The sequence below is a fragment of the Erythrobacter sp. Alg231-14 genome (genome assembly GCF_900149685.1).
Lineage (GTDB): Bacteria > Pseudomonadota > Alphaproteobacteria > Sphingomonadales > Sphingomonadaceae > Erythrobacter.
Genome location: NZ_LT702999.1, coordinates 1,536,933 through 1,562,045, shown reverse-complemented (window position 1 = coordinate 1,562,045; position 25,113 = coordinate 1,536,933). Strand labels below are relative to the sequence as shown.

26 protein-coding genes are annotated in these 25,113 nt (G+C 56.7%); 12 read left to right on the top strand and 14 right to left on the bottom strand.

Annotated elements, in window-relative coordinates:
- Positions 1–13: 13 nt before the first annotated feature.
- Together BQ8290_RS07390 and BQ8290_RS07385 are read left to right on the top strand one after the other, a co-directional pair.
- A complete protein-coding gene (locus BQ8290_RS07390; RefSeq protein ID WP_108792101.1) occupies positions 14–811 on the top strand; it encodes a peptidyl-prolyl cis-trans isomerase in 798 nt (265 codons plus the stop codon).
- Positions 808–1,857 (top strand): HupE/UreJ family protein, encoded by a 1,050-nt coding sequence (locus BQ8290_RS07385; RefSeq protein ID WP_337661107.1) that lies wholly within the window; start codon positions 808–810, stop codon positions 1,855–1,857. Before BQ8290_RS07390 ends, BQ8290_RS07385 begins: the two co-directional genes overlap by 4 nt.
- On the opposite strand, the gene BQ8290_RS07380 is transcribed toward BQ8290_RS07385, so the two are convergent.
- Genes BQ8290_RS07380 through BQ8290_RS07365 form a run of 4 tightly spaced genes read right to left on the bottom strand, consistent with a single transcriptional unit; the run spans position 1,854 to position 6,187 of the window.
- A complete protein-coding gene (locus BQ8290_RS07380) occupies positions 1,854–3,293 on the bottom strand; it encodes an efflux transporter outer membrane subunit (protein WP_108788919.1) in 1,440 nt (479 codons plus the stop codon). The two genes, BQ8290_RS07385 and BQ8290_RS07380, sit on opposite strands and share 4 nt — an antisense overlap.
- Positions 3,294–3,297: 4 nt before the next feature.
- Positions 3,298–4,308, bottom strand: coding sequence for an efflux RND transporter periplasmic adaptor subunit (locus tag BQ8290_RS07375; RefSeq protein WP_108788917.1), 1,011 nt, complete (start codon positions 4,306–4,308; stop codon positions 3,298–3,300).
- 23 nt (positions 4,309–4,331) lie between these two features.
- Positions 4,332–5,054, bottom strand: coding sequence for an ABC transporter ATP-binding protein (locus BQ8290_RS07370; RefSeq protein ID WP_337661106.1), 723 nt, complete (start codon positions 5,052–5,054; stop codon positions 4,332–4,334).
- Positions 5,051–6,187 carry an FtsX-like permease family protein gene (locus BQ8290_RS07365; protein ID WP_108788915.1) on the bottom strand — a complete coding sequence of 379 codons (1,137 nt, stop codon included), beginning with the start codon at positions 6,185–6,187 and terminating at the stop codon, positions 5,051–5,053. Before BQ8290_RS07365 ends, BQ8290_RS07370 begins: the two co-directional genes overlap by 4 nt.
- A 143-nt stretch (positions 6,188–6,330) precedes the next feature.
- Between BQ8290_RS07365 and BQ8290_RS07360 the strand changes: the two genes are divergently transcribed.
- Together BQ8290_RS07360 and ftsH are read left to right on the top strand one after the other, a co-directional pair.
- Positions 6,331–6,948, top strand: coding sequence for a TetR/AcrR family transcriptional regulator (locus BQ8290_RS07360; protein WP_337661105.1), 618 nt, complete (start codon positions 6,331–6,333; stop codon positions 6,946–6,948).
- A gap of 143 nt (positions 6,949–7,091) precedes the next feature.
- Positions 7,092–9,053: an ATP-dependent zinc metalloprotease FtsH gene (ftsH, locus tag BQ8290_RS07355; RefSeq protein WP_108788913.1), complete on the top strand. Its 1,962-nt coding sequence runs from the start codon at positions 7,092–7,094 to the stop codon at positions 9,051–9,053.
- 86 nt (positions 9,054–9,139) lie between these two features.
- On the opposite strand, the gene BQ8290_RS07350 is transcribed toward ftsH, so the two are convergent.
- The 4 genes from BQ8290_RS07350 to BQ8290_RS07335 all read right to left on the bottom strand — a co-directional run bounded on the left by BQ8290_RS07350 (position 9,140) and on the right by BQ8290_RS07335 (position 13,135).
- Positions 9,140–10,237, bottom strand: a complete 1,098-nt coding sequence (locus BQ8290_RS07350) for a DUF3667 domain-containing protein (RefSeq protein ID WP_108788911.1) — start codon at positions 10,235–10,237, stop codon at positions 9,140–9,142.
- A gap of 72 nt (positions 10,238–10,309) precedes the next feature.
- Positions 10,310–11,041, bottom strand: a complete 732-nt coding sequence (locus BQ8290_RS07345; protein WP_108792093.1) for an AAA family ATPase — start codon at positions 11,039–11,041, stop codon at positions 10,310–10,312.
- A 144-nt stretch (positions 11,042–11,185) separates the two neighbouring features.
- A complete protein-coding gene (gene rpoZ, locus BQ8290_RS07340) occupies positions 11,186–11,530 on the bottom strand; it encodes a DNA-directed RNA polymerase subunit omega (protein WP_108788909.1) in 345 nt (114 codons plus the stop codon).
- Between the two features lie 96 nt (positions 11,531–11,626).
- Positions 11,627–13,135, bottom strand: a complete 1,509-nt coding sequence (locus BQ8290_RS07335) for a replicative DNA helicase (RefSeq protein ID WP_108788907.1) — start codon at positions 13,133–13,135, stop codon at positions 11,627–11,629.
- A 161-nt stretch (positions 13,136–13,296) separates the two neighbouring features.
- On the opposite strand from BQ8290_RS07335, the gene BQ8290_RS07330 reads away from it, so the two are divergent.
- Genes BQ8290_RS07330 through BQ8290_RS07320 form a run of 3 tightly spaced genes read left to right on the top strand, consistent with a single transcriptional unit; the run spans position 13,297 to position 14,962 of the window.
- Positions 13,297–13,803, top strand: coding sequence for a UPF0262 family protein (locus BQ8290_RS07330; RefSeq protein ID WP_108792091.1), 507 nt, complete (start codon positions 13,297–13,299; stop codon positions 13,801–13,803).
- An 8-nt stretch (positions 13,804–13,811) separates the two neighbouring features.
- Positions 13,812–14,534 (top strand): glycoside hydrolase family 25 protein, encoded by a 723-nt coding sequence (locus BQ8290_RS07325; protein WP_108788905.1) that lies wholly within the window; start codon positions 13,812–13,814, stop codon positions 14,532–14,534.
- Positions 14,531–14,962: a cytidine deaminase gene (locus BQ8290_RS07320; protein WP_108792089.1), complete on the top strand. Its 432-nt coding sequence runs from the start codon at positions 14,531–14,533 to the stop codon at positions 14,960–14,962. The genes BQ8290_RS07325 and BQ8290_RS07320 overlap by 4 nt, the downstream gene beginning before the upstream one ends.
- 8 nt (positions 14,963–14,970) lie before the next feature.
- Here BQ8290_RS07320 and BQ8290_RS07315 read toward each other — a convergent pair whose 3' ends face one another.
- The 3 genes from BQ8290_RS07315 to BQ8290_RS07305 all read right to left on the bottom strand — a co-directional run bounded on the left by BQ8290_RS07315 (position 14,971) and on the right by BQ8290_RS07305 (position 17,637).
- Entirely contained in the window at positions 14,971–15,696 is a 726-nt protein-coding gene (locus tag BQ8290_RS07315; protein ID WP_108788903.1) for a DUF4197 family protein, read from the bottom strand.
- 96 nt (positions 15,697–15,792) lie between these two features.
- The gene (locus BQ8290_RS07310) at positions 15,793–16,926 is read right to left on the bottom strand and encodes a M14-type cytosolic carboxypeptidase (RefSeq protein WP_108788901.1); all 1,134 of its coding nucleotides are present in this window, start codon (positions 16,924–16,926) and stop codon (positions 15,793–15,795) included.
- 63 nt (positions 16,927–16,989) lie between these two features.
- On the bottom strand, positions 16,990–17,637 hold the full coding sequence (locus tag BQ8290_RS07305; RefSeq protein WP_108788899.1) for a hypothetical protein: 648 nt from the start codon (positions 17,635–17,637) through the stop codon (positions 16,990–16,992).
- A gap of 144 nt (positions 17,638–17,781) precedes the next feature.
- Between BQ8290_RS07305 and galE the strand changes: the two genes are divergently transcribed.
- The 3 genes from galE to BQ8290_RS07290 all read left to right on the top strand — a co-directional run bounded on the left by galE (position 17,782) and on the right by BQ8290_RS07290 (position 19,780).
- On the top strand, positions 17,782–18,807 hold the full coding sequence (galE, locus tag BQ8290_RS07300) for a UDP-glucose 4-epimerase GalE (RefSeq protein WP_108788897.1): 1,026 nt from the start codon (positions 17,782–17,784) through the stop codon (positions 18,805–18,807).
- A gap of 126 nt (positions 18,808–18,933) precedes the next feature.
- On the top strand, positions 18,934–19,059 hold the full coding sequence (ykgO, locus tag BQ8290_RS07295; protein ID WP_007165381.1) for a type B 50S ribosomal protein L36: 126 nt from the start codon (positions 18,934–18,936) through the stop codon (positions 19,057–19,059).
- A 115-nt stretch (positions 19,060–19,174) separates the two neighbouring features.
- Positions 19,175–19,780: an HAD-IA family hydrolase gene (locus BQ8290_RS07290; RefSeq protein ID WP_108792087.1), complete on the top strand. Its 606-nt coding sequence runs from the start codon at positions 19,175–19,177 to the stop codon at positions 19,778–19,780.
- Positions 19,781–19,889: 109 nt separating this feature from the next.
- Here the strand turns inward: BQ8290_RS07290 and BQ8290_RS07285 are convergent, their stop codons facing one another.
- The gene (locus tag BQ8290_RS07285) at positions 19,890–20,231 is read right to left on the bottom strand and encodes a CC_3452 family protein (protein ID WP_108788895.1); all 342 of its coding nucleotides are present in this window, start codon (positions 20,229–20,231) and stop codon (positions 19,890–19,892) included.
- A 233-nt stretch (positions 20,232–20,464) separates the two neighbouring features.
- On the opposite strand from BQ8290_RS07285, the gene BQ8290_RS07280 reads away from it, so the two are divergent.
- Positions 20,465–21,031: a winged helix-turn-helix transcriptional regulator gene (locus BQ8290_RS07280; RefSeq protein ID WP_108788893.1), complete on the top strand. Its 567-nt coding sequence runs from the start codon at positions 20,465–20,467 to the stop codon at positions 21,029–21,031.
- 36 nt (positions 21,032–21,067) lie between these two features.
- The gene (gene recQ, locus BQ8290_RS07275) at positions 21,068–22,852 is read left to right on the top strand and encodes a DNA helicase RecQ (RefSeq protein ID WP_108788891.1); all 1,785 of its coding nucleotides are present in this window, start codon (positions 21,068–21,070) and stop codon (positions 22,850–22,852) included.
- On the opposite strand, the gene BQ8290_RS07270 is transcribed toward recQ, so the two are convergent.
- Positions 22,849–23,553 (bottom strand): cyclic nucleotide-binding domain-containing protein, encoded by a 705-nt coding sequence (locus tag BQ8290_RS07270; RefSeq protein ID WP_108788889.1) that lies wholly within the window; start codon positions 23,551–23,553, stop codon positions 22,849–22,851. The two genes, recQ and BQ8290_RS07270, sit on opposite strands and share 4 nt — an antisense overlap.
- A gap of 22 nt (positions 23,554–23,575) precedes the next feature.
- Positions 23,576–25,072: a YifB family Mg chelatase-like AAA ATPase gene (locus tag BQ8290_RS07265; RefSeq protein WP_108788887.1), complete on the bottom strand. Its 1,497-nt coding sequence runs from the start codon at positions 25,070–25,072 to the stop codon at positions 23,576–23,578.
- Between the last annotated feature and the right edge of the window lie 41 nt (positions 25,073–25,113).

Genomic DNA, 25,113 nt, shown 5'->3' with positions numbered 1-25,113 from the left:
GCCAACGAACTGGATGCGTGCGTCCTGGGTGAAGGAACCGCTGGTCCATTTCCTGGTACTGGGGGGAATCGTCTATCTCGCATTGACGTGGGGCGGAGAGCCGATTGATCCATCATCCCGTGTGATAGAGGTCGGGAAGGCGGAACAGGCACAGCTTTCGCTGCGTTTCGAAAGTCTCATGGGCCGCGCGCCGACCGATGCGGAATTGGACGCACGGATTGAACAATTCGTTCGCGACGAAGTGCTGTATCGGGAGGCGTTGAGGCTTGGCCTTGATCAAAACGATGCGGTCGTTCGACAACGAATGGTTTCCAAAATGGATATGTCTGCCAGCGCGGCGGCCGAAGCAGCGCAGCCAGATGACGCAACATTGCGTGCGTATTTCGACGACAATCCAGATCGCTATGCTGGCCCAACGTTGGTGAGTTTCGATCAAGTGTATTTTGTCGATCGTGCGGACGCGCAATCAGCACTGGAAGTCGGCAATTTCTCGGGAGAGGGTATCAGCCTCCCCGACGCAGTTGAAGTGACCAGCGTTCGCGGTGTGCAGGCCCGTTTTGGAGAGGTTTTTGCCCGCGCTTTGGTGGATTTAGAATTGGCCAGTGACGGTGGTTCTGCATGGCAAGGTCCGGTCCCGTCCGGATTTGGCTGGCATCTGGTCCGCTTGCGCGAACGCAAGGCAGAGCGCCCAGAATTCGTTTCTGTGCGCGATCAAGTCGAAAACGATTGGCGCAGCGAAGAGATAGCGCAAAGAAAGACCCGAGCATTCGAGGTTCTGCGCAGCGCCTATCGGGTTGAGATCGACAGGTGAAAACACTGGTTCGTTGGCTCTGCATTGCGCTGGCCGCGATGATCGCTCACCCGGCGATGGCTGATGAATTGCGCCCTGCGGTCATTGAAATGACTCAAATGGACTCAAGCGCGCTGTCCGAAAATGAGGAAGGTTCTTCGCAAGGGACACTCGACCATGAATGGGTGCTTGAATGGAAATTGCCGGTTGCCGCCAACCGGTCGCAATCCGCGGCTCCGACGGCGCAGCCAGTCGTTCCCGATGTGTGCGAGATCGTCGTACAACCGGTGGAACGCGCGGCATCACTGGCGCTTTTGGGGCGCACGGAAATGCGCTGCAGTGGCGATCTGGCGGGTGAGGCATTTGGCTTAGTCGGCCTGATCGGAAACGCAGATGGTATCGCGCGGTTTGTGCCGCTGGACGGGCCCGTTCAATCCTTTCGATTGACCGCTGCCGAACCCACCGCAACAATCCGAGCAGAGCCGAACGTCATGCAGGTCTTGCGCGACTATTTCATTATCGGCGCGGAACACATTCTGTTCGGCTGGGATCATTTGCTATTTGTGATCGCGCTCGTCTTGTTGGTGCGCACGCCTTGGTCGGTGGTGAAGGCCGCAACCGCTTTTACGATCGCCCATTCTATCACCTTGGTCGCCACATCCTTGGGCTATACCGGTTTGCCAAGCCGCCCGGTCGAAGCGTTGATCGCGTTATCGATCGTTTTTCTTGCGGTCGAAGTGGCCGTGGTGTTGCGCGATCCTGATCGGCAGACATTAACGCGCCGGTTCCCTTGGCTTGTCGCATTTGGCTTTGGCTTGTTTCACGGTTTCGGTTTCGCCGGCGCTTTGGCAGAAATCGGATTGCCTCAGGGCGAAATTGCAGCCGCTTTGTTTGCGTTCAATATCGGCGTTGAAGCCGGTCAATTGCTTGTCATCGGGGCACTGGTCGCAGTGTTGATTGCGATGACGCGCTGGCTGCCAAAACTTGAAACGCCGACAATCCGATTGGCAACATATGCCATTGGGGGCACCGGCAGTTTCTGGTTGATAGAGAGGGTTGTGGGTTAGCTGTCCCCCGCCAGAACGTCTGGTGCATCGCCCCCCAATGCCTGCCACAACACGATACGGGCGCGTTCTGCGCGGCCCACTGCCGCTGCGGCATTTTCGCCGCTGGCGTCGGCGGCACGCCGGGCGTCGAGCACTTCGAGAAAGCTTGCCAATCCGGCGCGATACCGATCATTTGCAAGGCTTGCCGCACGTTCCAACTGATCGCTTTGCCGTATCGCCAGTTCGGCTTCGTTGTCAGCCGCAGCGATAAGGCCATAGGCGGCTTCTGCGTCGCCAAGCGCCTGAAAAACCGCGCCACGATAAGATTGAAAGGCCACGCGTTTGTTGGCGGCTGCGCCATCGATTTCTGCTTCGACACGACCGAAATCGATCAACGGCCCCGCCAATCCGGCTGCCAAGGTGCCAACCAAGGAATCGTCATCAAACACATCGCCCGGATTGAAGGCCAACAATCCAACTACTGCAGATAAGGTCAGGCGCGGAAACCGGGCCCGTGCGGTTGCTGCCAAATCTGCGTCGGCTGCGGCCAATTGCGCGGCCGCAGCGATCACATCGGGTCGATTGGCCAGCAATTCGGAAGGCAAAGCAGCAGGTGCAGCGCCGGGGTCAAGCGCTGGCCCGCCCGCCTGCAAAGCGGCGTTGACGGACACGCCATTTTGGCCGGTCAAAGTGATCAACCGACCCAAAATGCGCACGCGTTCGCTTTCCAAAGCTGCAAGGCGCGATCGCGATGCACTTGCCGCAGCTTCCGCCCGAACACGATCGAAGCCGGGCGCAATGCCCGCGTCTTCGCGTGTTTGGGCCAATTGCGCCAATTGTGTCGCAGCGCCGACGTCGCTTTCAATGGCACGTGCGCGAGCTGTGAGAACACGCCAATCGACCACACTGCCCGCAATCTCTGCCAAAAGCGCGATGCGTACCGCTGCGGCGGATGCATTGGCTGCGCCCACTCGAGCGATGGATGCACGTTCTTGCGCGCGCAATTGACCGAAAATGTCGGGGTCCCAACTGGCCACCAAATTTGCCCCATATGAGTTTTGCTCTGCGGGTATGAAATCGGCAGGACCGTCGCCAAATTGACCAGTGTTTATGCGGTTGCGCTGCGCCGTTGCGTCTGCGTTGATGGTGGGTAGACGATTGGCCCCCGAACGCCGAGCGTTGGCCCGTGCCGCATCCACTCGGGCTAGCGCTTCGGATAGACTTGGTGCGCCTTCCAAAGCTGCGCTTGCCAGATCAAGGAATGCGGGATCATCCAAAGGAAGCAACGCATCCAGTCCCGCCTGAGATGGAGCATCGGGTTGGAACAGAAAGGTCTCCGGCAAAACCGGTGCAGGAGTGGCGATTTCCGGTGGCGGGCCAGCCACGCATGCTGACAATGCGACGCTTAGTCCAATTACCGCAAAGCGGGTCCGTACATTCGGGATGGGAGAGGTCATTGGTTCACTCCGCCTCATCGTCGGACGAGGTACGACGATCTGCCGCTGCGATAAACGCGTCGATTTGCTGTCCGACACGGAACGCGCTGCTGTCCTCGGGTTGAGGCAACGCGAAAATCAATTGCAAAACCCGCACATCGACCCGTTCTGACGCGCTGTTGGTTAGAGAGCGTTTTGGGACAACTTGCGGTTCTGCTCGGACGAAGGTCGCTTCGACTTGAATATCTGCAGCGCCCCTGGGTGAGATCACTGCATTGGCACCGATATCCACTCTGGCGGCCTCGTTTTCGTCAATATCGACACGCACATGCAACGGATTGGTTTCGCCCATCTGGATGAAAGGCAACCCGCCACCGCCGCCTTGTGTGGCTACAAATTCACCGGGCCGAATGTTCACCGCGAGAATTTCTCCGGCGATCGGAGCGCGCACTGTTAGGCGGCCCAGTTCGGTTTGCGCGCTGCCGGCTTGGGCCTGCGCCGCGTTTAGCCGTGCTCGGGCGACTTGCAGCCGACTGCTGGCGGCTTGTGCGTCGCCCTCGGCTCGGATCACTTCGCTTCGGCTGACGGCTGCGGGATCAGACAATTCTCGGTACAAGTTGAGCTGTTGCTGCGCGGTTGATTGCGCGGTTTGCGCTTCGGCAATGGCGGCGCGTGCTTCGCTGATCGCGGCGTTCGATTCGGCAAGGCGTGCGCGTGCAGCCCTGTCATCAACTAAGAAAAGCGGCTGTCCCTTTTCGACCCGATCCCCCGGTGCGACCCGTAGATCAGTCACCAACCCCGAAAGTGCGGAGCCAATGTCGATAATTTCGCTAGCGGGTTCGACAATACCAACGCCCGCCACCCGCGCCGAATTGGCGAGTTCGCCGGTTGCTTTGGGCGGCTGTTTTTGAGGCTCGCTGATCTCGCGGTCTGGCAATTCATTGTAAATGAAGATCGCGGCGCCGATGATCCCGACAATCGCAATGATTGGCAGAATTTGACGAGAAAAACTTAGGTTTGAGGGCAAGAGGGCCATGGTATCCTCGGTCAGATCTGGGGTTAGTGGTCATCCGGCATTTCGGTGCCGTCATGCGTAATCCGACCGTCCTCAAGAACGAGGATGCGGTCAGCGAGATCAAAAATACGGTTGTCGTGGGTCACGATGATGCAGGCGCGATTCGGTGCGATGGCGACTTCACGCAACAAGTCCATCACCCTGCGACCAGAATTCGCATCCAGCGCCGCTGTAGGCTCATCGCAGACAACCAATCGAGGCTCGTGCACCAAAGCGCGTGCAATCGCGACGCGTTGCTGTTGACCGCCCGAAAGTTGATTGGGCAGTTTGTCGGCTTGGTCGCCTATGTTCAGTTTTTCCAACAACTTGATCGCTTTGGCACGGGCAGGTTCCAACGCCATACCTTGGGCGATCAAGGGAACGGCAGCGTTAGCGGCCGCATCGATCGATGGGATAAGGTTGTATTGCTGGAAGATGAAACCGATGTTTTGCAGGCGGAAATCGACCAATTCAGAATCCGACAGACCGTAAATGTCGGTGCCAAACACTTTGACCTCTCCATCAGTGGGCCACAAAATGCCGCACATGATCGAAATCAGAGTGGTCTTGCCTGACCCGCTTTCGCCCACAACAAAAGTCATCTCACCCGAACGAATGTCGGTGTCGATGCCGTGCAGGACGCGGATGGTCGTCTGACCTGCTACAAAATCGCGCGTAATTCCGCGGGCGCAAATAGCCGTTTCGCCGCTGGCCATTGCGCCGCTCACCGGAACACCGATGCTGGCTCGGTGCTAAGGACACTGCGGAGCGCAAGCCAGCCCGTAATAGCCAGGATTATAACAACCGCAGCGAGGCTGATGAGGGGGATTTGCCACGGGATGTAGAACCCTTTGAAGAAAGGGTTGCCGCTAAAGCTCCAGAGGAAAACCGCAGTTCCGACTACACCCAATGCATAACCGATTGAGCCCACCAGCAATGCCTGAGCCGTGACCATGCGCACGATTTTTGCATTGGTGACACCGATTGCTTTAAGGGCGCCAAATTGCTTGATGTTGTCTCTGATGAACAAGCTGAACGTTAGACCGACAATCGCGACGCCAACGACAAAGCCCAGCACAACGGTGATGCCGAAATTGGTCGGAATGCCGGTGTTCTCGATGATGAAATCGACGCCGGCTTGGGCGAACTCTTCGCGCGTTTCCGCTTTCAAACCGGTTTGAGCTTCGATCCTGTCTGCCACTTCTTCTGCCGACAATCCGTCGCTCACGCCAGCCAACACAAAGGTGAGCCGGTTGCGAGTGCCGGGGACATAATTCAACGCTCGACTGTATTTTGTGTAGAGAACGACCTGACTGGTAAAGCTCGGGATGGCATCGGCGACGCCGCGGATGACTGCGCGCTGATCGTTCAATTCTAGACGCTGTCCAAGCGGGTCCTGCCCTTCTTCAAAGAGGTTCACGACCCCACCATCGTCAATCAAGACGGTATCGGGCCGCGATAGAACGGATTTCTCGCCTTCGAGCAGCCTTTCGGGAAGTCCGATTACACTGGCGTCGTCAACGCCGACGATCGTGACCCCTTCAAGGTCACCGGCCGAGGTTCGAACAGAGGCTGCTGCGCGCAAATGCGGGACAGCCCATTCAACACCCGGCACAGAACGCACTTCGTCTAGCGCAGTGGACGGCATGGCGAAATTCACCTCTGTCGTCCTGCTGACGGGGTCCATGACCCAAATTTCGGCCTCCGGCGCGTTGTAAACGCCGCTTGCTCCGCGTTCGACTAAATTGACGAAAATCGTCAATTGCTGCGTGATCAACAGCGTCGAAAAAGCGATACCAAACAACAGGCCATAAAACTTCTGGCTGTCGCCGGTAAGCATGCGGATAGCGATCCAAAGCATACAGGAGGGAACCTTTGTCGTGCACAAGGGGTTGCAGGAGAGGGTGTATTGCGACAATAATGAACGTTATCGTTTAATTGAACGGATCCGTTCATTTTGTCAATGCGCGAATTTTGTGCTGGTTCCAGTGGGCTGAAGAAAAGTTGAAAAAAAGAAAACCCGGTCGGCCATCTGATCAGGCAAAGCGCGACGCCATAGTTGCGGCGGCATCGAGACGTTTCTTTACCGATGGGTTCGCTGCGACCTCGATCGAACAAGTTGCCGCGGATGCGTCGGTTTCTAAAGTCACGATTTACAATCACTTCGGCGATAAGCGCGCCTTGTTTGTGGCCTCGGTTGATCGCGAATGCGGCAAAATGCGCGGATATTTCAATTTGGAACAGGCATCGTCGGGCTCAATCCGCGACAGGCTCGCCGTTATCGGAGAGGCGATGTTCGCTTTTCTGTCGCGGCCTGAAATGGTCCAATTTGAACGCCGGATCGCGGCGGAAACGGAGCATGAACCTTCGATTGGCCGTGCCTTTTTGGAGGCTGGCCCTTGGCGGATGAAGGCAACCTTCAGCGAGTTTTTGGCTCATGCGAGCGCTTTGGGTGAGTTGAACATTCCCGATCCAGACTTAGCGGCGGAACAATTTGTCTCCATGACAAAGGGGATGGGGGATCTAGAACGGCGGTTTGGATCGATCCCGGATGAAACCGAAAACGCGCGGCGGATTGCGGGTGCGGTGGACGTATTTCTTGCGGCATACGGCCCGCGCTAAGGCGGCTCGCCAGTTTGCTCGGCGAGACAATCGACATTTTGCATCACACAATTCGCAATTTCGCATCACTGACGCAGGTGTGCATTATCTTGCCATTCACGTCTCCGATCCTACATTGTGCGGTGACGAAAGGAATCTGACGCATGAGCGATCAAAACGACCCGAACGAGCAGCCCCCCGAAGGGCAAAACCCTTGGGTCAAACAATTGATGATTTGGGGCGGTATTTTTCTCGCTCTATTGTTGGTGGTGTCCGTTTTTTCAGGCGGCAGCCCACCGCCGGATTCGCAGATCAATTACTCCGAGTTCCGCGACCAAGTGGCCGCTGGCGAAGTTGCCGAAGTGCAGCTTGGAGAAGATCTGATCACCGGAACGCTCAAGAACGACAAAACCTTCAGCACAATCCCTGTGCCGTCTGATTCCCAATTGACGTCTTTGTTGTCGGAAAACGATGTTAAATTCACCGGTCGCGAACGAGAGCAGCAAAGCATGCTCCTGTTTATCCTGTTTCAGTCTTTGCCGTTCATCTTAATCCTAGGCATCGCGTTCTTTGCGCTACGTCAGGTCCAAAAAGGCGGAGGCGGCGGCGCAATGGGCTTTGGCAAATCCAAGGCTAAAATGCTGACCGAACGCCAAGGTCGCGTCACGTTTGACGACGTCGCTGGCATCGATGAAGCGCGCGAAGAATTGGAAGAGATCGTCGAATTTCTGAAAGACCCCCAGCGGTTTTCCAAATTGGGAGGTCAAATTCCCAAAGGCGCGCTTTTGGTGGGTTCGCCCGGCACCGGTAAAACGCTTTTGGCCCGCGCCATTGCTGGCGAAGCAGGCGTGCCGTTCTTTACCATCTCTGGCTCTGACTTTGTCGAAATGTTTGTTGGCGTCGGCGCAAGCCGTGTGCGCGACATGTTCGAACAAGCGAAGAAGAACGCACCATGCATCGTGTTCATCGATGAGATTGACGCGGTCGGCCGGTCGCGTGGTCACGGTTTGGGCAACTCAAACGACGAACGCGAACAAACGCTCAACCAACTTTTGGTCGAGATGGATGGTTTTGAAGCCAATGAAGGCATCATCATCATCGCTGCTACCAACCGTCCTGATGTACTCGATCCCGCTTTGCTCCGCCCTGGCCGGTTTGACCGTCAGGTTGTTGTGCCGATCCCCGATATCGAAGGCCGTGAAAAAATCCTCGGCGTGCACATGAAGAAAGTGCCTTTGGCTCCGGATGTGAACCCGCGCACGATCGCGCGCGGAACGCCGGGCTTCTCCGGCGCCGATCTTGCCAATCTTGTGAACGAGGCCGCATTGTTGGCGGCGCGTCGCAACAAACGATTGGTTGCGATGCAGGAATTTGAGGACGCCAAGGACAAAGTCATGATGGGTGCAGAGCGCCGATCGATGGTGATGACCGAGGATGAGAAGAAGATGACGGCATATCACGAAGCCGGCCACGCATTGGTCAGCATCAATGAGCCGGCATCAGACCCGATCCACAAAGCCACCATCATTCCGCGCGGTCGCGCGTTGGGCATGGTGATGCGCTTGCCCGAACGAGACAGCTATTCGTACCACCGCGACAAAATGCACGCGAACCTTGCTGTGGCGATGGGTGGACGGGTCGCAGAAGATATTATCTTTGGTCACGATAAAGTGTCCAGCGGCGCATCGGGCGACATCCAATACGCCACCGATTTGGCACGTAACATGGTGACCAAATGGGGCATGAGCGACAAACTTGGCCCGTTGCAATACGAACAAAGCCAAGAGGGTTACCTAGGCATGGGGCAAACGGCGCGCACGATGGGCGGGGCGGAAACCAACAAGATGATCGACGCTGAGATCAAGGAATTGGTCGAAGAAGGTCTGAAACGTGCCACTCAATTGTTAACCGAGCAGGAAGACAAATTGCACCTGCTTGCTCAAGCTTTGTTGGAGTATGAAACGCTTTCAGGTGATGAAATCGATCAGTTGATGAAAGACGGGTCTATTGACCGTCCAGATGAACCGCGCGGTCCAACCCCGGTGAAACCGACACAAGGATCCGCTATCCCCAAAGCCGGCAAGCGGTTTGGCGGCAAGAGTGGTGAGGCTCCTCAAGGGGCCTAATTCAACCTATCAGATGACTTAGAAAATTGCGGGCGCCGGGGTAACCGGCGCCCGTTTCTGTATGAGGAGTGCGGATGAGCGCGGTGTCAGAATGCACCAAGCAACAACAGCAGCTGTAAGAATACGAGCAGGATAAACAGGATTGAGAACTGCAGCGCGAAAAGTCGCCATATCGCCGAAAATCGAGAGAGGCTGTATGTCCCTCTTAGCTGCTTATAGATGTGAAGCGGCACGACAATTGCGAAAATGGCCCACCCCCAACCCAACGTCAGGCCGCTCGCCCCTGCAAGCGACAAAGCGATAAAGAACAACGACATAAACGCGAGCGAGTAGGTCACAAAAACCGCGTGATCGTACGCCTTGAATCGGCGCCGCCAAAAGAAAAGCAACCAAACCGAAGGCAGGGAAAGCGGAATGAGAAGCCAGCTGAACTTATAGCCATTCGCCTGTAATTTATACAGCATCAGGCTGGGGTTCTCGCGCCACTTCTTGGTCACGGCATTGTCGAAAAACTCATTCCCCGTGAGATTTACGTCCAGATTTCTTAGGTCAAACTGGTCATCCTCTACGGTGACTTCTTCTCCCCGTGCGGTACCCAATAGGCGCTGTGTCACCGCAAGATTGCGCTCAAGGTCCTCTCGTGAGGTAACCACCGTCACGTTGCCCCCTTCGACCAATTCATCCAATTCGCTCTGGAGCCTTGCTTCCTCGGCCTCCAGGGCTTCGACGGAGGCGGCCTCCAACTGTTCGATCGCATCGTCCGCACTAAGATCGGTGGGCGTCGACAGGCCGAGCATTTGAAATATCGCGAACATCGCAAAAACGCTAAACAGGAACATCGCCATTGGGCTGACGAAACGGGCCCGTTGCCCGTCAATGTATCGCCGCGTGAGGGATCCCGGGCGAAATGTCAGCAGCGGGAGCGTGTGCCACAACTTTCCATCAAGGTGCAGGACACCGTGCAGCAAGTCATGGCCGATCGCGGAAAGTGTGCGATGCAAATTGACCTTTTGACCGCAATTTGAACAGAAATTTCCCGAAACCGGCGCGCTGCAGTTCGCACATGATTGTGTGTCAGCGTTTGCGCCGGAGGGGTCATCTGTATTGCCGGTGTTCGGTTCGACCGCTCGGCCAACCATCGCGGCCTCTACGACGCCGCCGATACCTTCGCCAATTTCGGTCATGCTGGTTGCCCCTTTTGTCCAAGCGGTCTGCTTATAGACCAGAGCGAGTGTAGGCCAAGAGGGGTTGGGCAATCACAAAGTGGCGAGTTTTCGCTCTATAGCTGTCCAAAGCTGAGCGAACGCGCGCGATGCAGGGGAGCGGGGAGCGAAGGCGCCAACCGGCCTTTGTTCGACCGCGCATTGCTCGATTGCGCTCGCCAACGGCACGACCGGCCATGTTGGATTGGATTCGCGCGCTTGTTTGTGGAGCGAACGTCGCATGTCTATCATCGACATCACCGGCAGGATCGGCGGGTGTTTCTTGCCGCTTCCGAGAACTTCCTTGACCACTTGATCAAATGCGCGCGCGGAAAGCGGAGATGGCGGCAAGGGAACAATAACAAGGTCGGCCGCGCGCATCACTTGGGCGCTCACTTCATTAAGGACAGGTGGGCAATCGAATAGGATGCGATCGTAATCCTTGCTCAAACCGTCGACCAACTTGGCCAACCGTTTCTTCTTGCCGATGCGATCAAATTGGCGATCGAGCGTGCGAATGCTCTCGTCTGCCGGAAGCAGGTGCAGTTTGGAATAATCGGTCTTCTGGATCAGTTTGCTAGGATCGCGGTCCAGATCAAAGACGCTTTGGGCATCGCGTTTCTTCTTTGGCTCAACCCCTAAAAGAAATCCCGACCCATTGGCCGGATCGAGGTCCCATAAGAGTGTCTCTCGGCGTGAAATGCTCGCTGCGCACCACGCAAGATTTACGGAGAATGTGGTCTTTCCCACTCCGCCCTTCACGCTGTAAATTGCAATCGAAGCCATAAGATTTGCCACCCTTTTGCGCGCCACGTTCGAGGGATCGGCGTGCGCAATCCAATAAGGAGATACACGACAAACACGAAAAAGGCCGCCAAATTGGCGGCCTTTTCATTTCGGGACAGAATTTTTGTCTCGTGTATCGGACAATTACCCTTCGTAATCGGCGCCGATTGATGTCGAACGCGTCGGAGCGCTTGCCGTGATCCGCAAAGCTTCAGCCGATTGGCTGAGTGAACCGATTTCATCGGCGTCATCTTCGTCATCAGGAAGGATTTTCTGAAGGCCGGTGACGAGCGATTCTTTCAGCTCTTTCGGCTTCACCGTTTGTTCGGCGACTTCGCGAAGCGCGACAACCGGGTTCTTATCACGGTCGCGGTCCAACGTCAGTTCGCTGCCGCCAGAGATTTCGCGCGCGCGCTGTGCGGCGAGCAAAACAAGGTCGAAACGATTTGGAATCTTATCGACGCAATCTTCAACGGTAACGCGTGCCATCGTGGGCCTCTTAAAAATAGAATGTCTGAAGGAAGCGCCGCACCTAAGTCTCACGTCGCCCAGAGTCAAGGAAATGCCGCCGTAGCGACGTTGTTCTTACCCTTCGTCCCAGCTCGAATAGTCGCGCATGTTGGGTGAGGTGAATTTCGTGAACTCGCTTTGGAACAGCAACGGCACGTTCCCGGTGGAACCATGGCGCTGTTTCGCGACATTGACCGCGGCTTTGTTTTTGATCTGCTCGTATTGTTCTTCCCATGCCCGGTATTTCTCCACCGCTTCGGGCGGGCTGCTGCCATCGGGTACATCTGGGCGGGATGATTCCAGATAATAATCGTCCCGGTACACAAACCAGACCATGTCGGCGTCTTGCTCAATCGAACCCGATTCCCGCAAATCGGACAACATCGGGCGCTTGTCTTCGCGTTGTTCCACCGCACGGCTTAGCTGAGATAGCGCAATCACCGGCACACTCAGCTCTTTCGCAAGGGTTTTGAGCCCGCGACTGATTTCCGAAATCTCGTTGACCCGATTGTCGTTGGCCCGGCCAGAGCCTTGAAGCAGTTGGAGGTAATCGACGACGATCAATCCGATGTCGTGCCGTCTCTTCAACCGCCGCGCCCGGGTGCGCAGGCCACCAATGGTAAGGGCAGGCGTGTCATCAATATAGAGCGGCAATTCTGCCAAACGTTGACTGGCAAGGGAGAGGTTTTGAAAATCGTCGCGGCTCATTTTACCGCTGCGCAGCGCCTCTGAGCTGATTTCTGCCTGTTCGGCCAAAATACGCGTCGCAAGCTGATCGGCGCTCATCTCCAAACTGAAAAACGCGGCGGGTGCACCGTAATTGAACTCGCCGCCATCACGTTCCCATTTAAGATGCGCTTCGGCGCAATTGAATGCGATATTGGTGGCCAATGCGGTCTTTCCCATCCCCGGACGACCGGCCAAGATGATAAGATCGGAATCATGCAATCCGGCGGTTTTCTGGTCGATTGTGGCCAAGCCCGTGGTTTTACCCGAAAGGCCGCCGCCCGAATTCATCGCGGCCTCGACCATCTTGATCGCGGTTAGGGCGGCATCACGAAAGCTGGACGCTTCGTTGCCTGTGGCCGCTCCTTCGGCGACTTTAAACAGATCGGCTTCCGCCTGAGAGATGCGGTCCATTGGGTCGGTCTCTTCGGACGTGTCGAGCGCCCCCTCGACCAAGCCGCGCCCAACGCTCACCAATTCTCTAAGCAAGGCGAGATCATAAATCTGTTGGGCCAATTCGCGTGGAGCCAAAAGACCGGCACCGTTCGCAGTCAATTGCGCGAGATATTTGGGGCCGCCCAATTCCTTCAACGCTTCATCCGCTTCGAAATGAGGGCGCAGGGTTACCGGCGATGCCGTCGCGTTGCGTTCGATCAAGGCGAGGATGCGCATATAGATCCGCTCATGCAGCGGTTCAAAGAAGTGGTGTGGCATGATCGGGGTCTGCAGTTCCTCGATCACCCGATTATCAATCAAAACAGCGCCCAAAAACGCAGCCTCAGCCTCCACATTGGAAGGCAGTTTGCGCGCCGCGCCGGTTTCGTCGGAGACGAGAGAGAGTTTTTCGGGTTCAGCCATAGGGCCTCAATGGTCCCTCCTGCGTGATTCTTGCAAGCCTTTGGACCGGGAATGTTTGTGCCGAATTGTCACGCATGCTGTGGATAGCGGGGATTGCGGCGGTAAGTCTGCATCGAAACGCTTGAAGTGTGCCCTATCCATCTGCGAAGGCTGATGCCACGATGGCCACGCACCCAACCGATTCAGCAAGCGCGCACCGCATTGCGCATATCGATCTCGATGAAGAGACGATCCTGTGGCGCAACGCGGATGTAGAACAGGAACGCCGGGTCGCGATCTATGACTTGATCGAAGAAAACACGTTTAAGCCTGTTCGCAGCACCGAACGCGGGGCCAAAGGGCCGTACCGATTGAAATTGGCCGTGCGCGATGGTCGATTGGCGATGGATATTGCCGACAACGATGACGCGCCGCTTGAAACGTTGCTCATTGGATTGGCGCGTTTCCGTCGGCCCATCCGTGAATATTTTGCGATCTGCGACAGCTATTATCAGGCGATCCGCAAGGCGACGCCGGCCGAGATTGAGACCATCGATATGGCGCGGCGTGGTATTCACAACACCGCCGCCGATTTGTTGGTTGAAAGGTTGGAAGGCAAAGTCGAGACAGATTTTGCTACGGCACGGCGGCTGTTCACGCTGATCTGTGTTCTCCACATCAAGGGGTAAGATAGGCCGTGGCACGCTCCAGCCGAAGTCGAAAAAAGGGCGGCGCCTTAGGCCGATGGCTTGCGCGTCTTGTGGCCTTGCTGGTGCTTGTCGCCATTGGGTTTGCTGTATGGCTTTGGTGGGACATGCGCAGCTGGCGCCCAGACATCACGCATTATCCTGAACAAGGCGCTGTGATCGCTAGCGGAGCATCCGATGCCCGCTTTGAGACATTGGCGGCCGTTGGGGCGGACTTCATCTATCTTGAATTGGCCAGCGCTGGTGCTGCGCCCGATCCCGGATTTGCCAATCGGCTCAACTCTGCGCTTTCTTCGGGCATTCAAGTTGGCGTTGTTCAACCGTTTGATCCGTGTTTGCGCGCCGATGAACATTCGGCCCGTTTTACGCGGATGGTGCCTCGCAATTCTCAACTTTTGCCGCCGGTTATTGCATTGGGAAGAACCGCGGTAGGGTGCGATCCCGCCGTGAGTGATGCTGCGGTTGAGAGCGAGCTGATGACATTGGTCAATCAGATTGAATTGCATGCCGAAAAGCCTGTCATCCTGAAACTGAGTGAAGAATTTGAAACGCGCCATCGAACAGCGCGCAGCACAGCGCGGGATCTTTGGCTTGTGCGGGATCGAGCGAAGCCCGATTATGCCGGACGTCCGTGGCTTTTGTGGAGCGCAAACAGCCAATTGGTAACCGAAGCTTCGAAGGAGCCAATCGAATGGGTGGTGGTGCAAAAATGACGTTGTCACACGAGGTTGAGGCGACTTTGATTAAAGCGGCGCGAGATGCCGGACAAAACGCCTATGCCCCCTATTCCGAATATCACGTCGGGTCGGCATTGTTGTTTGATGATGGCGCGATCATCACCGGCAGCAATGTCGAAAACGCCAGCTACGGTTTGGCGCTTTGCGCAGAGACCGTCGCGGTTTCACGGGCCTTTGGCGAAGGGCGCCGTGGCGGGTTGCAAGCGGTCGCGGTTACAGGCCCAGAGGACAAAGGCGATGGCAGTCCGATCACGCCATGCGGTCGGTGTCGGCAAGTCCTGAATGAAATCGCTCAACTTGGCGGTACCGATCCGCTGGTCTTGTGCGTGGGTGCGAACGAAGTGCGCCGGGTCGCCCTTTCGGACTTATTGCCGCACGCATTTGGCCCCGCGCATCTCGATTGAACTTAGGCTTAGTTGCCCAACAAATCGCCTAGTGCGCCGCCGACATTGCCAACCGGATCATTGCGGAACGTGCGCTCTTCGTTGCCGATATAGGAAAAGATCCCATCCAACCCTTGGTCGGTGACAGAGCGATTGATGCTTTCGCGATTCAATCCCGCGCTGCGGATGAAGCTGTGGCGTTCTGCGAGGCTATCGAATTGACGATAGACGCCCGCCTCGTTCAACGCATTGTCGACCAATGGCTCAAGCCTTGCATGCAGGCGATCGTTGGCGGAAGAGCGCAGATACTGCGTGCCGCCATCGTCTTCGCGAATGATGCTGGGCGCATCGTCAAACGATAGGTCATTGATTGCGTCGCGGAAAATCGGTTTGGCTTCACCGGCTGCGACCCCGGTCGCATCGTTGATTGTGCGGGTAAGACCATCAAGTACGCCCAAACGATTGCCCGCATTCACGATTGATCCCAGCAATCCGCTGCTTCGGCCGCCAACGATCGGCAGACCGATGCGGATGTCTTCGTCATCGTAAAACGCGCTGGGTTGGGCAAGTTTGTCGAGTGCGTTGTCGGTTGCCTTGCCAAGTATAGAGCCTAGGCCCAATCCACCACTGCTGCTGCGCCGGCGGCCAAAGATGCCTTGAGCGTGAGCGGCATTGGGCAAGAATGCCATCGCCGTTCCCGCACCGATGCCAGTCAATACCGTCCGGCGTCCGACAAATTTGCGATGTCCATTCATAGCCCGTCTCCTCTTTGGCGCCTGTATAGCACATTCCGACCCCACAGGCCGGGTAAAATCATGTAACGGCACGCTAAAGTGGTTGCAGACGGGGCTTCAGGACGTTTCGAGCCATTCAACCAAAGCGGCGAGGCATTCGCGCGCCAGCAATTTGCAACGTTCCGGAGACCAGCCTTGTTCTGGCTCGGGAAAATCGGCCAGATCTTTGTACGGCATTTCCAAAGTCATCGCACAGGCACCAAAACGTTCGGCCACTTGGTTCGTGCTGATCCCAAGATTGGCTCGCCCTGCGGGAGTTTTGGGATAGCCCAGCTTTGTTTGGAAATCGGGTGTGCGTCGATCAAGTATGCGTTGATAGCGATAGAATTGCTCTCCGAAATCATCGGTCCAACTGGGGATGCCTTCATACCCGGCAAGGAACACAGCTGGGATCGCTTCGTCCCCGTGCACGTCCATCGCATAATCCACGCCGGTCTCATCCATCCGATTGCGAATGGCGAGCACCTCTGGCGATGCCTCTGCACTGGGTTCGGCCCATTCACGGTTGAGATTGGTGCCAACCGCGTTGGTGCGCAAATGGCCTCGGCGCGAGCCATCCGGATTGCAATTGGGCACGACGTACAATCGGCAATGGCGTCGCAACGCGCGCGCAATGGGATCGGTCGGATCGGTTAGGCATTCCAGCGCGCCCTCCATCCACCATTCTGCCTGTGTTTCACCGGGATGTTGGCGGGCATAGAGCCACACGCTTGTGTCGCCTTCGCCCATTTCCAGCATGTCGAGTGGTTGCCCATCCAGCGTGGTTGCCAAACGCACCAAATCGACGCCTTCGCATGTCGCAGCTTCGGATACGAGATCGTGGTGACGTTCCATCGAATAGGGCGCGAAATAGGCGAACCAGCTTACATTCGACGCAGGCGTGTATCGGATCGTGAGCGTGCCGTTGCTCTCTTTCGCGTCGAAACTGCTTGGGGTGCGCGCCCAATATTCGCGATCTTCCGAAACACAGGCATCGTAATCCGGCCATCCGCCGGGAAACGCGCTATCGTTCAGGCCGGTAATTTTCAGCACGATCTCTTCGTCCACCGGGCTGGTCACGCGGAAATGGAACCACTGTGCAAATTCGGCCATGTGGTCTTTGGGTATGGCCAGAGTAGCGGTGCGTCCGTCGATCGACAAAACTTCGATATTGCCGCTGTCAAAAGCGGCGTCGATTGCGATTGTGGTCATTGCGGTCCTTAAAACGGTTCTTGGCCAGGATGATCGGCCCTGATCTGTTGTCTCGACCCTATATTACTCAGGCGTTTGAGCCGCGTTAAGGTCATCGACGTCGATTGTGACCGTTTCGCCATTGCCACCGGGAAAGTCACTGAACAAGGCCGCAGCCAATGTTCGGGCGCTGGCATCCACATCGGAATATGGTGATTTTATGGAAACGGGGTGTTGCGCACGCCCTTCCCAAAGGCTGTTGCCATCGGGTCCGGTGATGCGCACCGACAATTCGGACAGGACGCGTGGGCCGCTATCGCCGCCGCCTAGATTGATGCCAATCCCAACACCGCCGCCAAATCCGCCGCGCAATCCCGTGCCGCCGCCTACTCCCACGCTCACTGGACTGCGCGTTGTCCCCGCGTCGACCGGATTGCGGCTGGTGCGGATCGCGGCAAGATAGGTCGCCTCAGTAGAACCATCGAGCACAACGTTATAACCGGCTGTTGCCAATTCATCGGCCACCGCCGCGGCAAAGGCGTTGCGCGCGGTTTGATTGTCCATTTCTTCGGGGAAAGTGATTGTGATTGTGCCCTGGCCAAGGGTCGCCGGTTGTTCGCTGACGAAACGCGTCACTTCCACTGGGCCAGTGTATGTCCCTGCGCATGCCGATAGGCCCATTGCGCAAACGGCGAACACTGCGGCGCGGGGGATGATTGAGAGGGTGGGCATGGCTGCTATCCTTTGTGTGACCCTTTATCGGGCGATACTATAGAACGTGCGCGTGTTTGTGCAAAACGGGGCGAATGTGCAAAACGTAATAGACCGCGCCCTGCGTTCACGCTTTTTCAGGGCACTGCTGATATAGGGCCTTGCATGTCTGAGACGTTAAAACCTTCGCACAACCCCAATCAAAAACCTTGTGTTTTGGTCACAGGGGGTGCCGGTTACATCGGCAGCCACGCTGTCCTTGCGTTGAAAGACGCCGGCTGGCCTGTCGCTGTGATCGACAATTTGACCACCGGATTTCGTTTTGCTGTGCCCGACGATGTGCCCTTTTACGAAGGTGACGTTGCCGATGCCGCATTGTTGACGCGGATATTCGAAGAACAAGGCGTCCGCGCCATCATGCACTTTGCCGGATCGATTGTGGTTCCCGAAAGTGTGGCGGACCCATTGAAATACTACCACAACAACACCGCTAAAAGCCGTGCATTGATCGACGCAGCCGTCGCGGCGGGTGTGCCTCATTTCATTTTTTCCTCAACCGCGGCCACTTATGGTGTTCCAGAGGTTTCTCCGGTTAACGAAGACACGCCGCGCGTTCCGATCAACCCGTATGGTTGGTCCAAATTGATGACAGAACAGATGTTGGCGGACACCTCGTTTGCCCATGATCTCAATTTCTGTGTGCTGCGGTATTTCAACGTCGCGGGCGCGGATCCGGCAGGGCGTAGCGGCCAATCAACCGATGGGGCGACGCATTTGATCAAAGTGGCGCTGGAGGCCGCGCTTGGCAAAAGATCGTCGGTCGCGGTGTTTGGCACCGATTACGACACACCGGATGGCACGGGTGTGCGCGATTATATCCATGTTAGCGATCTGGCCGCCGCCCATGTTTTGGCATTGGGCGCGTTGATCGATCAACCGGAACGCTCGCTCACGATGAATTGCGGATACGGGCGCGGTTTTTCCGTGTTGGACGTCTTGGATGCCGTTGACCGGGTCACGAATCTAACGATTGAACGTAGCATGGAGCCCCGCCGCGCGGGTGATCCAGGTTCCCTGATATCCGATCCATCGCGGATCCGTTCAACCATTCCATGGGAGCCAAAACACGATGATTTGGACACAATCATTGCCCATGCCCTGCAATGGGAACGGATATTGGCAGAAAAGTAAGCCGTAGGCGCAGCATGTTCGTGGGGAAATGGTTGACGTCAGTCGATTCGCCGCGTAGGCGCGCGGCTTGAAATTGGCGGCATCGCAGACCGACTGCGGTGCCTGTTTTATTCTCGGGAAATAACAATGAAGATCCGTAACAGCCTCAAGTCGCTGAAAAACCGCCACCGCGATTGCCGCGTGATTCGTCGTCGCGGGCGCACTTACGTCATCAACAAGACCAACCGTCGCTTTAAAGCCCGCCAGGGTTAAGTCAGACAGTTTGGCCGGTCGCCACTGCGCGACCGACGAAAAGCAGCGGCCCGCCTCCACCATAGGAGAGCGGGCCGCAGCTGTTTAAAGCGTCGATATTGGTAGGAGCGTGTTGGTGACGAAAGCTGTGGTTTTTGACGTGGGCCGGGTGCTGTTTGAATGGCAATTGCGCGCCTTGTTTGAAAAAATCATCAAAGACGAGGCAGAACTGGATTGGTTCTTGTCCAATGTCGTGACCGAAGAATGGCATTTCCAACACGATCGCGGCGTAACGTTGGGCGAGATGTTGCCCGCGCGCATTGCGCAATTCCCGGATCAGGCGCTGCGTTTGGCGGCCTATGCTGCGCGCTTCAATGAAACGGCGGCTCTGCCGGTCAATGGGGTGCACGACATTGTCTATCGATTGAAAGACAGCGGCGTCGCCCTGTACTGCCTCACCAATTTTGGCGATGAGTTGTTTGAACAATTCCGCCGTGAACACGCGATTTTTGACGTGTTCGAAGACATCGTCGTGTCCGGCGCGGAAAAAGTCGCGAAGCCCGATGCCCGGATTTACGAAATTGTAGAGGCGCGCAGCGGTAGATCCGGCGATGCCTTGTTCTTTACCGACGACAATCCCGACAACATCGCCGCCGCAAAAGCGCGCGGCTGGGACGCGCACCTCTTTGCCGACGCAGCCGCGTTGACTTCGCAATTGAAGGGCGCTGGTTTCCTAACGTAAAGACCCCCGGTCGCAGCGTGTGGGGAACGAGCTACGCCGGGGGTTTTAAATGCCAATCCGTCTGGAGAGAGACGGGCTGGCGGGGAAGTTTTCGGGCCACCCCGATGAATTAATTGCCGTTGCAGCGTGAAAGCTTGTCTTCGGCCAACGCTTCGCCATCGGCGGTAAAGCTCACGATTTCGCCGAATTCACGGGCAAGACCGCGGCAAACGCGCGACGGGCGCGACGTGCCTTTGTTGGCAACGCAAGTTGTGCCGGCGCAATTCCAAGCAACACCACCGGCGACGGCGCGATTGTCTTCAGCGGGCTGTGCCAATGTTGCGGTGTAATAAGGGCCGCTTTGCGCGGAGAGCGGGGCAGACGACGTTGCGACACCAAAGCTAACTGCGGTGTACACAAGCGCGAGCGAGAGTCCGGCGAAACGGCTGATGCGGGGGAGGGAGAGGGTCATCACATGTGTCCTTTGTCGTTAGAATTTCAAACGGGGGTTGTTCAGTTTTAGGGCTGCAAAGTTTCAAAACGAAACTAGTTGCGAATCACTACCTAAGTGATTAGGTTTCGAGTTGCAACTAGAAACCTAAATTTATTTCTGCGACCGACCGACCCACTTATCGTCATGCGATTGCAACAAGATTTGCGATTACCGGCGAACCGGTTAAACTAGGTTGCAGAGAGAGGACTGATATGGGCGATATTCGAGAACCACTGCGCGAGTTGATTGATTGCGGTTTGCCGCAAGCACTTGAAGTGATGGGCGAACGTTGGTCATTTATGATCCTCCGCGCCAGTTTCAATGGCCTCAAACACTTCGAAGAGTTTTTGAGTGAGCTGGGCATTGCGCGGAATATTCTGTCCAACCGGCTCGCCAAATTGGTTGATCACAGCATCCTTAAACGCGAACCGTGTGCCGATGATCGTCGCAAGATCGAATATCGTTTGACCACAAAAGGGTACGATTTGCTGCCCGCAATGATCGCGCTGCGCCAATGGGGTCAGAAATACGGGGCCGAAATGGTCTTCGAAGACCCGGTCTTGGTTGACGAACAAGATCGCCTGCCGATTGGCCCTGTTTCGATTCTTGCGCATGATGGCCGACTGCTCAGCCATCAAGATTTGTGGATGGTGCGCAGAGAAGACCTTGGCAAACGAGCCGATGGGTCGGTAGCAAGCGCGGACGCCAACGCGAATGCCGGACCAAACATTGGTGACGTCGTCGATATTGAGGCTGCCAAGAAAGCCGCCTCCGCCTAAATCCCTTTCGCCATGTAATCAGGACCAGCCACACCGATGAGCGTTGCCGCTGGACCTGACCTGCATGACATTTTGCGTTCCACGTTCGGATTTTCCGGATTTCGTGGTCAACAAGAAGCCGTGGTTACGCGCATCCTATCGGGCGAACACACGCTCGCCTTGATGCCCACGGGCGCCGGCAAATCGCTGTGTTATCAATTGCCCGCTTTGGCGAGGCCCGGCACCGCGATCGTGGTTTCGCCGCTGATCGCGCTTATGCATGATCAAATCCGCGCGGCGAAAGCGTTGGGCATACGCGCCGCGTCGATGACGTCGGCGGATATGGACAAGGCGGAGACTGCAAACCGTTTGTGCGCTGGTGAGCTCGATCTGCTGTATGTCGCACCCGAACGCGCCACGACTCCCGGTTTTCAATCCCTTCTGACGCAAGCGGACATTTCGTTGTTCGCGATTGATGAAGCGCATTGCGTTTCAGAATGGGGGCACGACTTTCGTCCGGACTATCGCGGCCTCCGCCCGATGCTCGATCACTTCGAATATATACCGCGCCTTGCGTTAACCGCGACCGCCGATGAAGTGACCCGTGCGGATATTCTGCGCCAACTGGGCATCCCAGATGCAGGCTTGATCAAGGCCGGATTTGATCGACCCAACATCCGATACACGATCAGCGCGCGCGACAATATCGGCAAGCAGATCACCGACGTCATCAATCGCAATCCCGGCGCCGGCATCGTTTATGCGCAAAGCCGCAAAGCAACCGAAGATTTGGCGCAAAAAATCGCTGCGACGGGCCGGCCTGTGGGTGCGTATCACGCTGGTCTGCCCCCAGAACAACGCGCCGCAACCCAAGCCGCCTTTGTCCAATCAGAAGATATGGTGATGGTCGCCACCATCGCGTTTGGCATGGGGATCGACAAACCCGACGTGCGATTTGTCGTTCACGCTGGCCTCCCCAAATCGACCGAATCCTATTACCAAGAAACTGGCCGCGCGGGCCGAGATGGCGATCCGGCAGAGGCGCAAATGTTTTGGAGCGCCAATGATTTTGCCAAAGCGCGGCAATGGCTGAGCGATGTCGACGAAAGCCGCATGACGAGCGAGCGAGCGCGCCTAAGTTCTCTGGCAGGTTTGGTGGAAAGCGCGGGATGCCGCCGCGCTATTTTGTTGAGGCATTTTGGCGAAAGCCCCCCCCAATCCTGCGGCAATTGCGACAATTGTCTGGAACCGCCGCAAGTCCTTGATGTGACAGAGATCGCGCAAAAGTTGCTCTCGGCTGTTTATCGGACCGGCCAGAGCTATGGAATCGGTCATATTGAGAAGGTTCTACTGGGTTCCGGCGACGATCGCGTCCGGCAACGCGGACACGATGTTTTGTCGGTTTTTGGCATTCTCGATGCGGAACAGGCGCCGCTGCTCAGGCCGGTCATGCGCAGTTTGATGGCGCATGAAATGTTGGCACCAACAGAGCATGGCGGGATGGCATTGGGAGCAAAGGCGCGCGACGTGTTGCGCGGCGACCAACCAGTCCTAATCGCCAAACCGCCTAAGAAAGCGGGTCGCCGCTCTAAAGCTGGCGCGGTGCCCAATCCGGTGGGTGATCCCTTGTTTGATGCGTTGCGTGAAAAGCGCAAATCGCTTGCCTCTGAACACGGGGTCCCCGCCTATATCATTTTTCACGACAGCGTGTTGCGGGCCATGGCCAGCGAACATCCCGGCACATTGTCCGCGATGGGAGAGATCCAAGGCGTTGGCGGCAAAAAGCTGGAAACTTGGGGTCAGGAATTCCTGGATGTGATCGCGGAGTTCCAAGACCGCTAAATCGGCAAGGCGTCATCCGGTCGATAACTGTCTTTCAATTTTCCGGCGAGATCGCGGGTCAAAAGCGCGTTTAAGGCATTGCCCAATGCCGGGTGCTTTGCGCCCAATTTGCGCAAACCATCGGCATCCCATTCGACGTAATGTGTCCCTTCTGGTGCGATGGTCGTGGCCGTGGCGGCCCCATCAAGAACAAAGGCGACCTCACCTACGAAATTGCCGTGGGGCAAGCGAAAGCTGTATTCGCCTTTAGAGACTCGGATTGCACCTTCGAAAATGAAGAACAGCTTCGCGCAAGGGTCATCCTGCTGTGTAAGTTGATGTTCTTCGGATTCTGCAACTTCGTGAACGTTTGCAATGTCGCCCACTCGGCGCCATTCCGCCGTTTTCAAAATGCGGCGAAATTGTCCGGGCGATAGGGTCTCAAAGGCGGCGAAAAGACGCTTTTCCTGATCGTTCATGCGGAAGGTCGTCCGATCCAGCATCACTTGGAACAACACATAGAGGTTGACCGCGACCATCAAGAAACCGCCGATCACGGACTCCCACAAAGGGGGATCGGGGACGAGCCAATAATACAGGTTGAACACCAATGTGGCCGCGATAATCATCAACCGCAATTTCAATTCATCACGAATGAAATAAGCCAGCAGCAGCATCGCAGTGGCAATGCGGACCAGCCATTCTGGATCGAAAAAGGTCATAATGTCATCCCCGGCCCGGAGGCTAAGTGCGTCCAATCATCTGTCGATAGGACAGCGCCTCTGCAATATGCAACCGGCCCACCTGTTGCGCACCGGATAGGTCCGCAACTGTCCGGGCCACGCGCAACATCCGCGTGTACCCGCGTGCGGATAGACGCAGCTTCTGTGCCGCTTGCATCATTAAGGCTCGCCCATCGTCATCGGGTGCGGCAAAGGTTTCCAGATTTTCCCCTTCGAGTTCCGCGTTGGAGCGGACTCCACGATCGACCGCTTTTGCGCGCGCCCACGCAACCCGGCGCGCGACCTCTTCACTCCCTTCGGTTGGGGGCGGCAACGTCAAATCCATCGCGCTGACGGCGGCGACTTCAACGTGGAGGTCGATCCGGTCAAGCAAAGGGCCCGAAAGCCGCGCCTGATACTCGCTGGCACAGCGTGCGCCGCGGGCACAAACATGGCCCGGTTCACTTGCGTGACCGCACCGACATGGGTTCATGGCCGCGATCAATTGAACGCGAGCGGGAAACGAGACATGCGCGTTGGCCCGCGCAACATCGACATGGCCGGTTTCCAAAGGTTGGCGCAGCGAATCGAGCACAGCGCGCTGAAACTCCGGCAATTCATCAAGAAAGAGGACACCCAAATGCGCCAAGCTGACTTCGCCGGGGCGAACTTTCAAACCGCCGCCGGTTAACGCGGCCATACTGGCCGAATGATGCGGCGCGCGGAATGGGCGCGTGCGGCTAACCCTGCCGGATGATAGCGTGCCGGCAACCGATTGAACCATCGACACTTCGAGTGCTTCTGTCGGGGTCAATTCGGGAAGGATGCCGGACAGACAGCTCGCCAAAAGGCTTTTGCCCGAACCCGGCGGTCCCATCATCAGAAGGTTGTGTCCCCCGGCCGCTGCAATTTCCATCGCGCGCTTTGCGGTTTCCTGACCCTTTACTTGCTTAAGATCGGTTGTGGGCGGGGCGGGTTCTACATCGCCGCGCACTGGATCGGGCAGCACCTGCGACCCTTTTAAATGGCCCAGCAAACTTGCAAGATCGCGCGGGGCCAAAACAGGGACGCCGCTGGCCCATTTCGCCTCGGACCCTTGATCCGCCGGACAGATTAACCCCGCTTCCACGGTGCTTGCATGCAAGGCCGCGATCAACACGCCGGGAGAGGGGGCGATCCGACCGTCCAAGGACAATTCGCCAACCGCGATCCAATCGCCCAATTGCTCTGCATCGGTGACCCCCATCGCCGCCAACAAGGCCAATGCAATGGGCAAATCATAGTGCGACCCATCTTTGGGAAGATCGGCGGGTGACAGGTTGATTGTGATCCGTTTGGGAGGCAGCGCCAATCCCATCGCTGAGAGCGCGGCCTGAACGCGTTCGCGGCTTTCGCTAACGGCTTTGTCGGCCAATCCGACGATGGAAAAACGCGGTAAGCCCGAGGCCACTTGGCATTGAACCTCTACCTGTCGCGCCTCTAGCCCCAGATAGGCAACAGTTCGTACCACCGCTACCAAGGCTTAATCCTCCACTGCATAGACCGACCCTATATTTGGCC

What these genes read in the sequence shown, in the direction of transcription:
- galE (WP_108788897.1), top strand. Translation starts at nt 17,782, where the DNA reads ATGTCTGAGACGTTAAAACCTTCGCACAACCCCAATCAAAAACCTTGT.
- BQ8290_RS07315 (WP_108788903.1), bottom strand. Translation starts at nt 15,696, where the DNA reads ATGAATGGACATCGCAAATTTGTCGGACGCCGGACGGTATTGACTGGC.
- BQ8290_RS07270 (WP_108788889.1), bottom strand. Translation starts at nt 23,553, where the DNA reads ATGACCTTTTTCGATCCAGAATGGCTGGTCCGCATTGCCACTGCGATG.
- recQ (WP_108788891.1), top strand. Translation starts at nt 21,068, where the DNA reads ATGAGCGTTGCCGCTGGACCTGACCTGCATGACATTTTGCGTTCCACG.
- BQ8290_RS07310 (WP_108788901.1), bottom strand. Translation starts at nt 16,926, where the DNA reads ATGACCACAATCGCAATCGACGCCGCTTTTGACAGCGGCAATATCGAA.
- rpoZ (WP_108788909.1), bottom strand. Translation starts at nt 11,530, where the DNA reads ATGGCACGCGTTACCGTTGAAGATTGCGTCGATAAGATTCCAAATCGT.
- BQ8290_RS07285 (WP_108788895.1), bottom strand. Translation starts at nt 20,231, where the DNA reads ATGACCCTCTCCCTCCCCCGCATCAGCCGTTTCGCCGGACTCTCGCTC.
- BQ8290_RS07330 (WP_108792091.1), top strand. Translation starts at nt 13,297, where the DNA reads ATGGCCACGCACCCAACCGATTCAGCAAGCGCGCACCGCATTGCGCAT.
- BQ8290_RS07350 (WP_108788911.1), bottom strand. Translation starts at nt 10,237, where the DNA reads ATGACCGAAATTGGCGAAGGTATCGGCGGCGTCGTAGAGGCCGCGATG.
- BQ8290_RS07375 (WP_108788917.1), bottom strand. Translation starts at nt 4,308, where the DNA reads ATGGCCCTCTTGCCCTCAAACCTAAGTTTTTCTCGTCAAATTCTGCCA.
- BQ8290_RS07380 (WP_108788919.1), bottom strand. Translation starts at nt 3,293, where the DNA reads ATGACCTCTCCCATCCCGAATGTACGGACCCGCTTTGCGGTAATTGGA.
- ykgO (WP_007165381.1), top strand. Translation starts at nt 18,934, where the DNA reads ATGAAGATCCGTAACAGCCTCAAGTCGCTGAAAAACCGCCACCGCGAT.
- BQ8290_RS07335 (WP_108788907.1), bottom strand. Translation starts at nt 13,135, where the DNA reads ATGGCTGAACCCGAAAAACTCTCTCTCGTCTCCGACGAAACCGGCGCG.
- BQ8290_RS07305 (WP_108788899.1), bottom strand. Translation starts at nt 17,637, where the DNA reads ATGCCCACCCTCTCAATCATCCCCCGCGCCGCAGTGTTCGCCGTTTGC.
- ftsH (WP_108788913.1), top strand. Translation starts at nt 7,092, where the DNA reads ATGAGCGATCAAAACGACCCGAACGAGCAGCCCCCCGAAGGGCAAAAC.
- BQ8290_RS07280 (WP_108788893.1), top strand. Translation starts at nt 20,465, where the DNA reads ATGGGCGATATTCGAGAACCACTGCGCGAGTTGATTGATTGCGGTTTG.
- BQ8290_RS07320 (WP_108792089.1), top strand. Translation starts at nt 14,531, where the DNA reads ATGACGTTGTCACACGAGGTTGAGGCGACTTTGATTAAAGCGGCGCGA.
- BQ8290_RS07390 (WP_108792101.1), top strand. Translation starts at nt 14, where the DNA reads ATGCGTGCGTCCTGGGTGAAGGAACCGCTGGTCCATTTCCTGGTACTG.
- BQ8290_RS07365 (WP_108788915.1), bottom strand. Translation starts at nt 6,187, where the DNA reads ATGCTTTGGATCGCTATCCGCATGCTTACCGGCGACAGCCAGAAGTTT.
- BQ8290_RS07345 (WP_108792093.1), bottom strand. Translation starts at nt 11,041, where the DNA reads ATGGCTTCGATTGCAATTTACAGCGTGAAGGGCGGAGTGGGAAAGACC.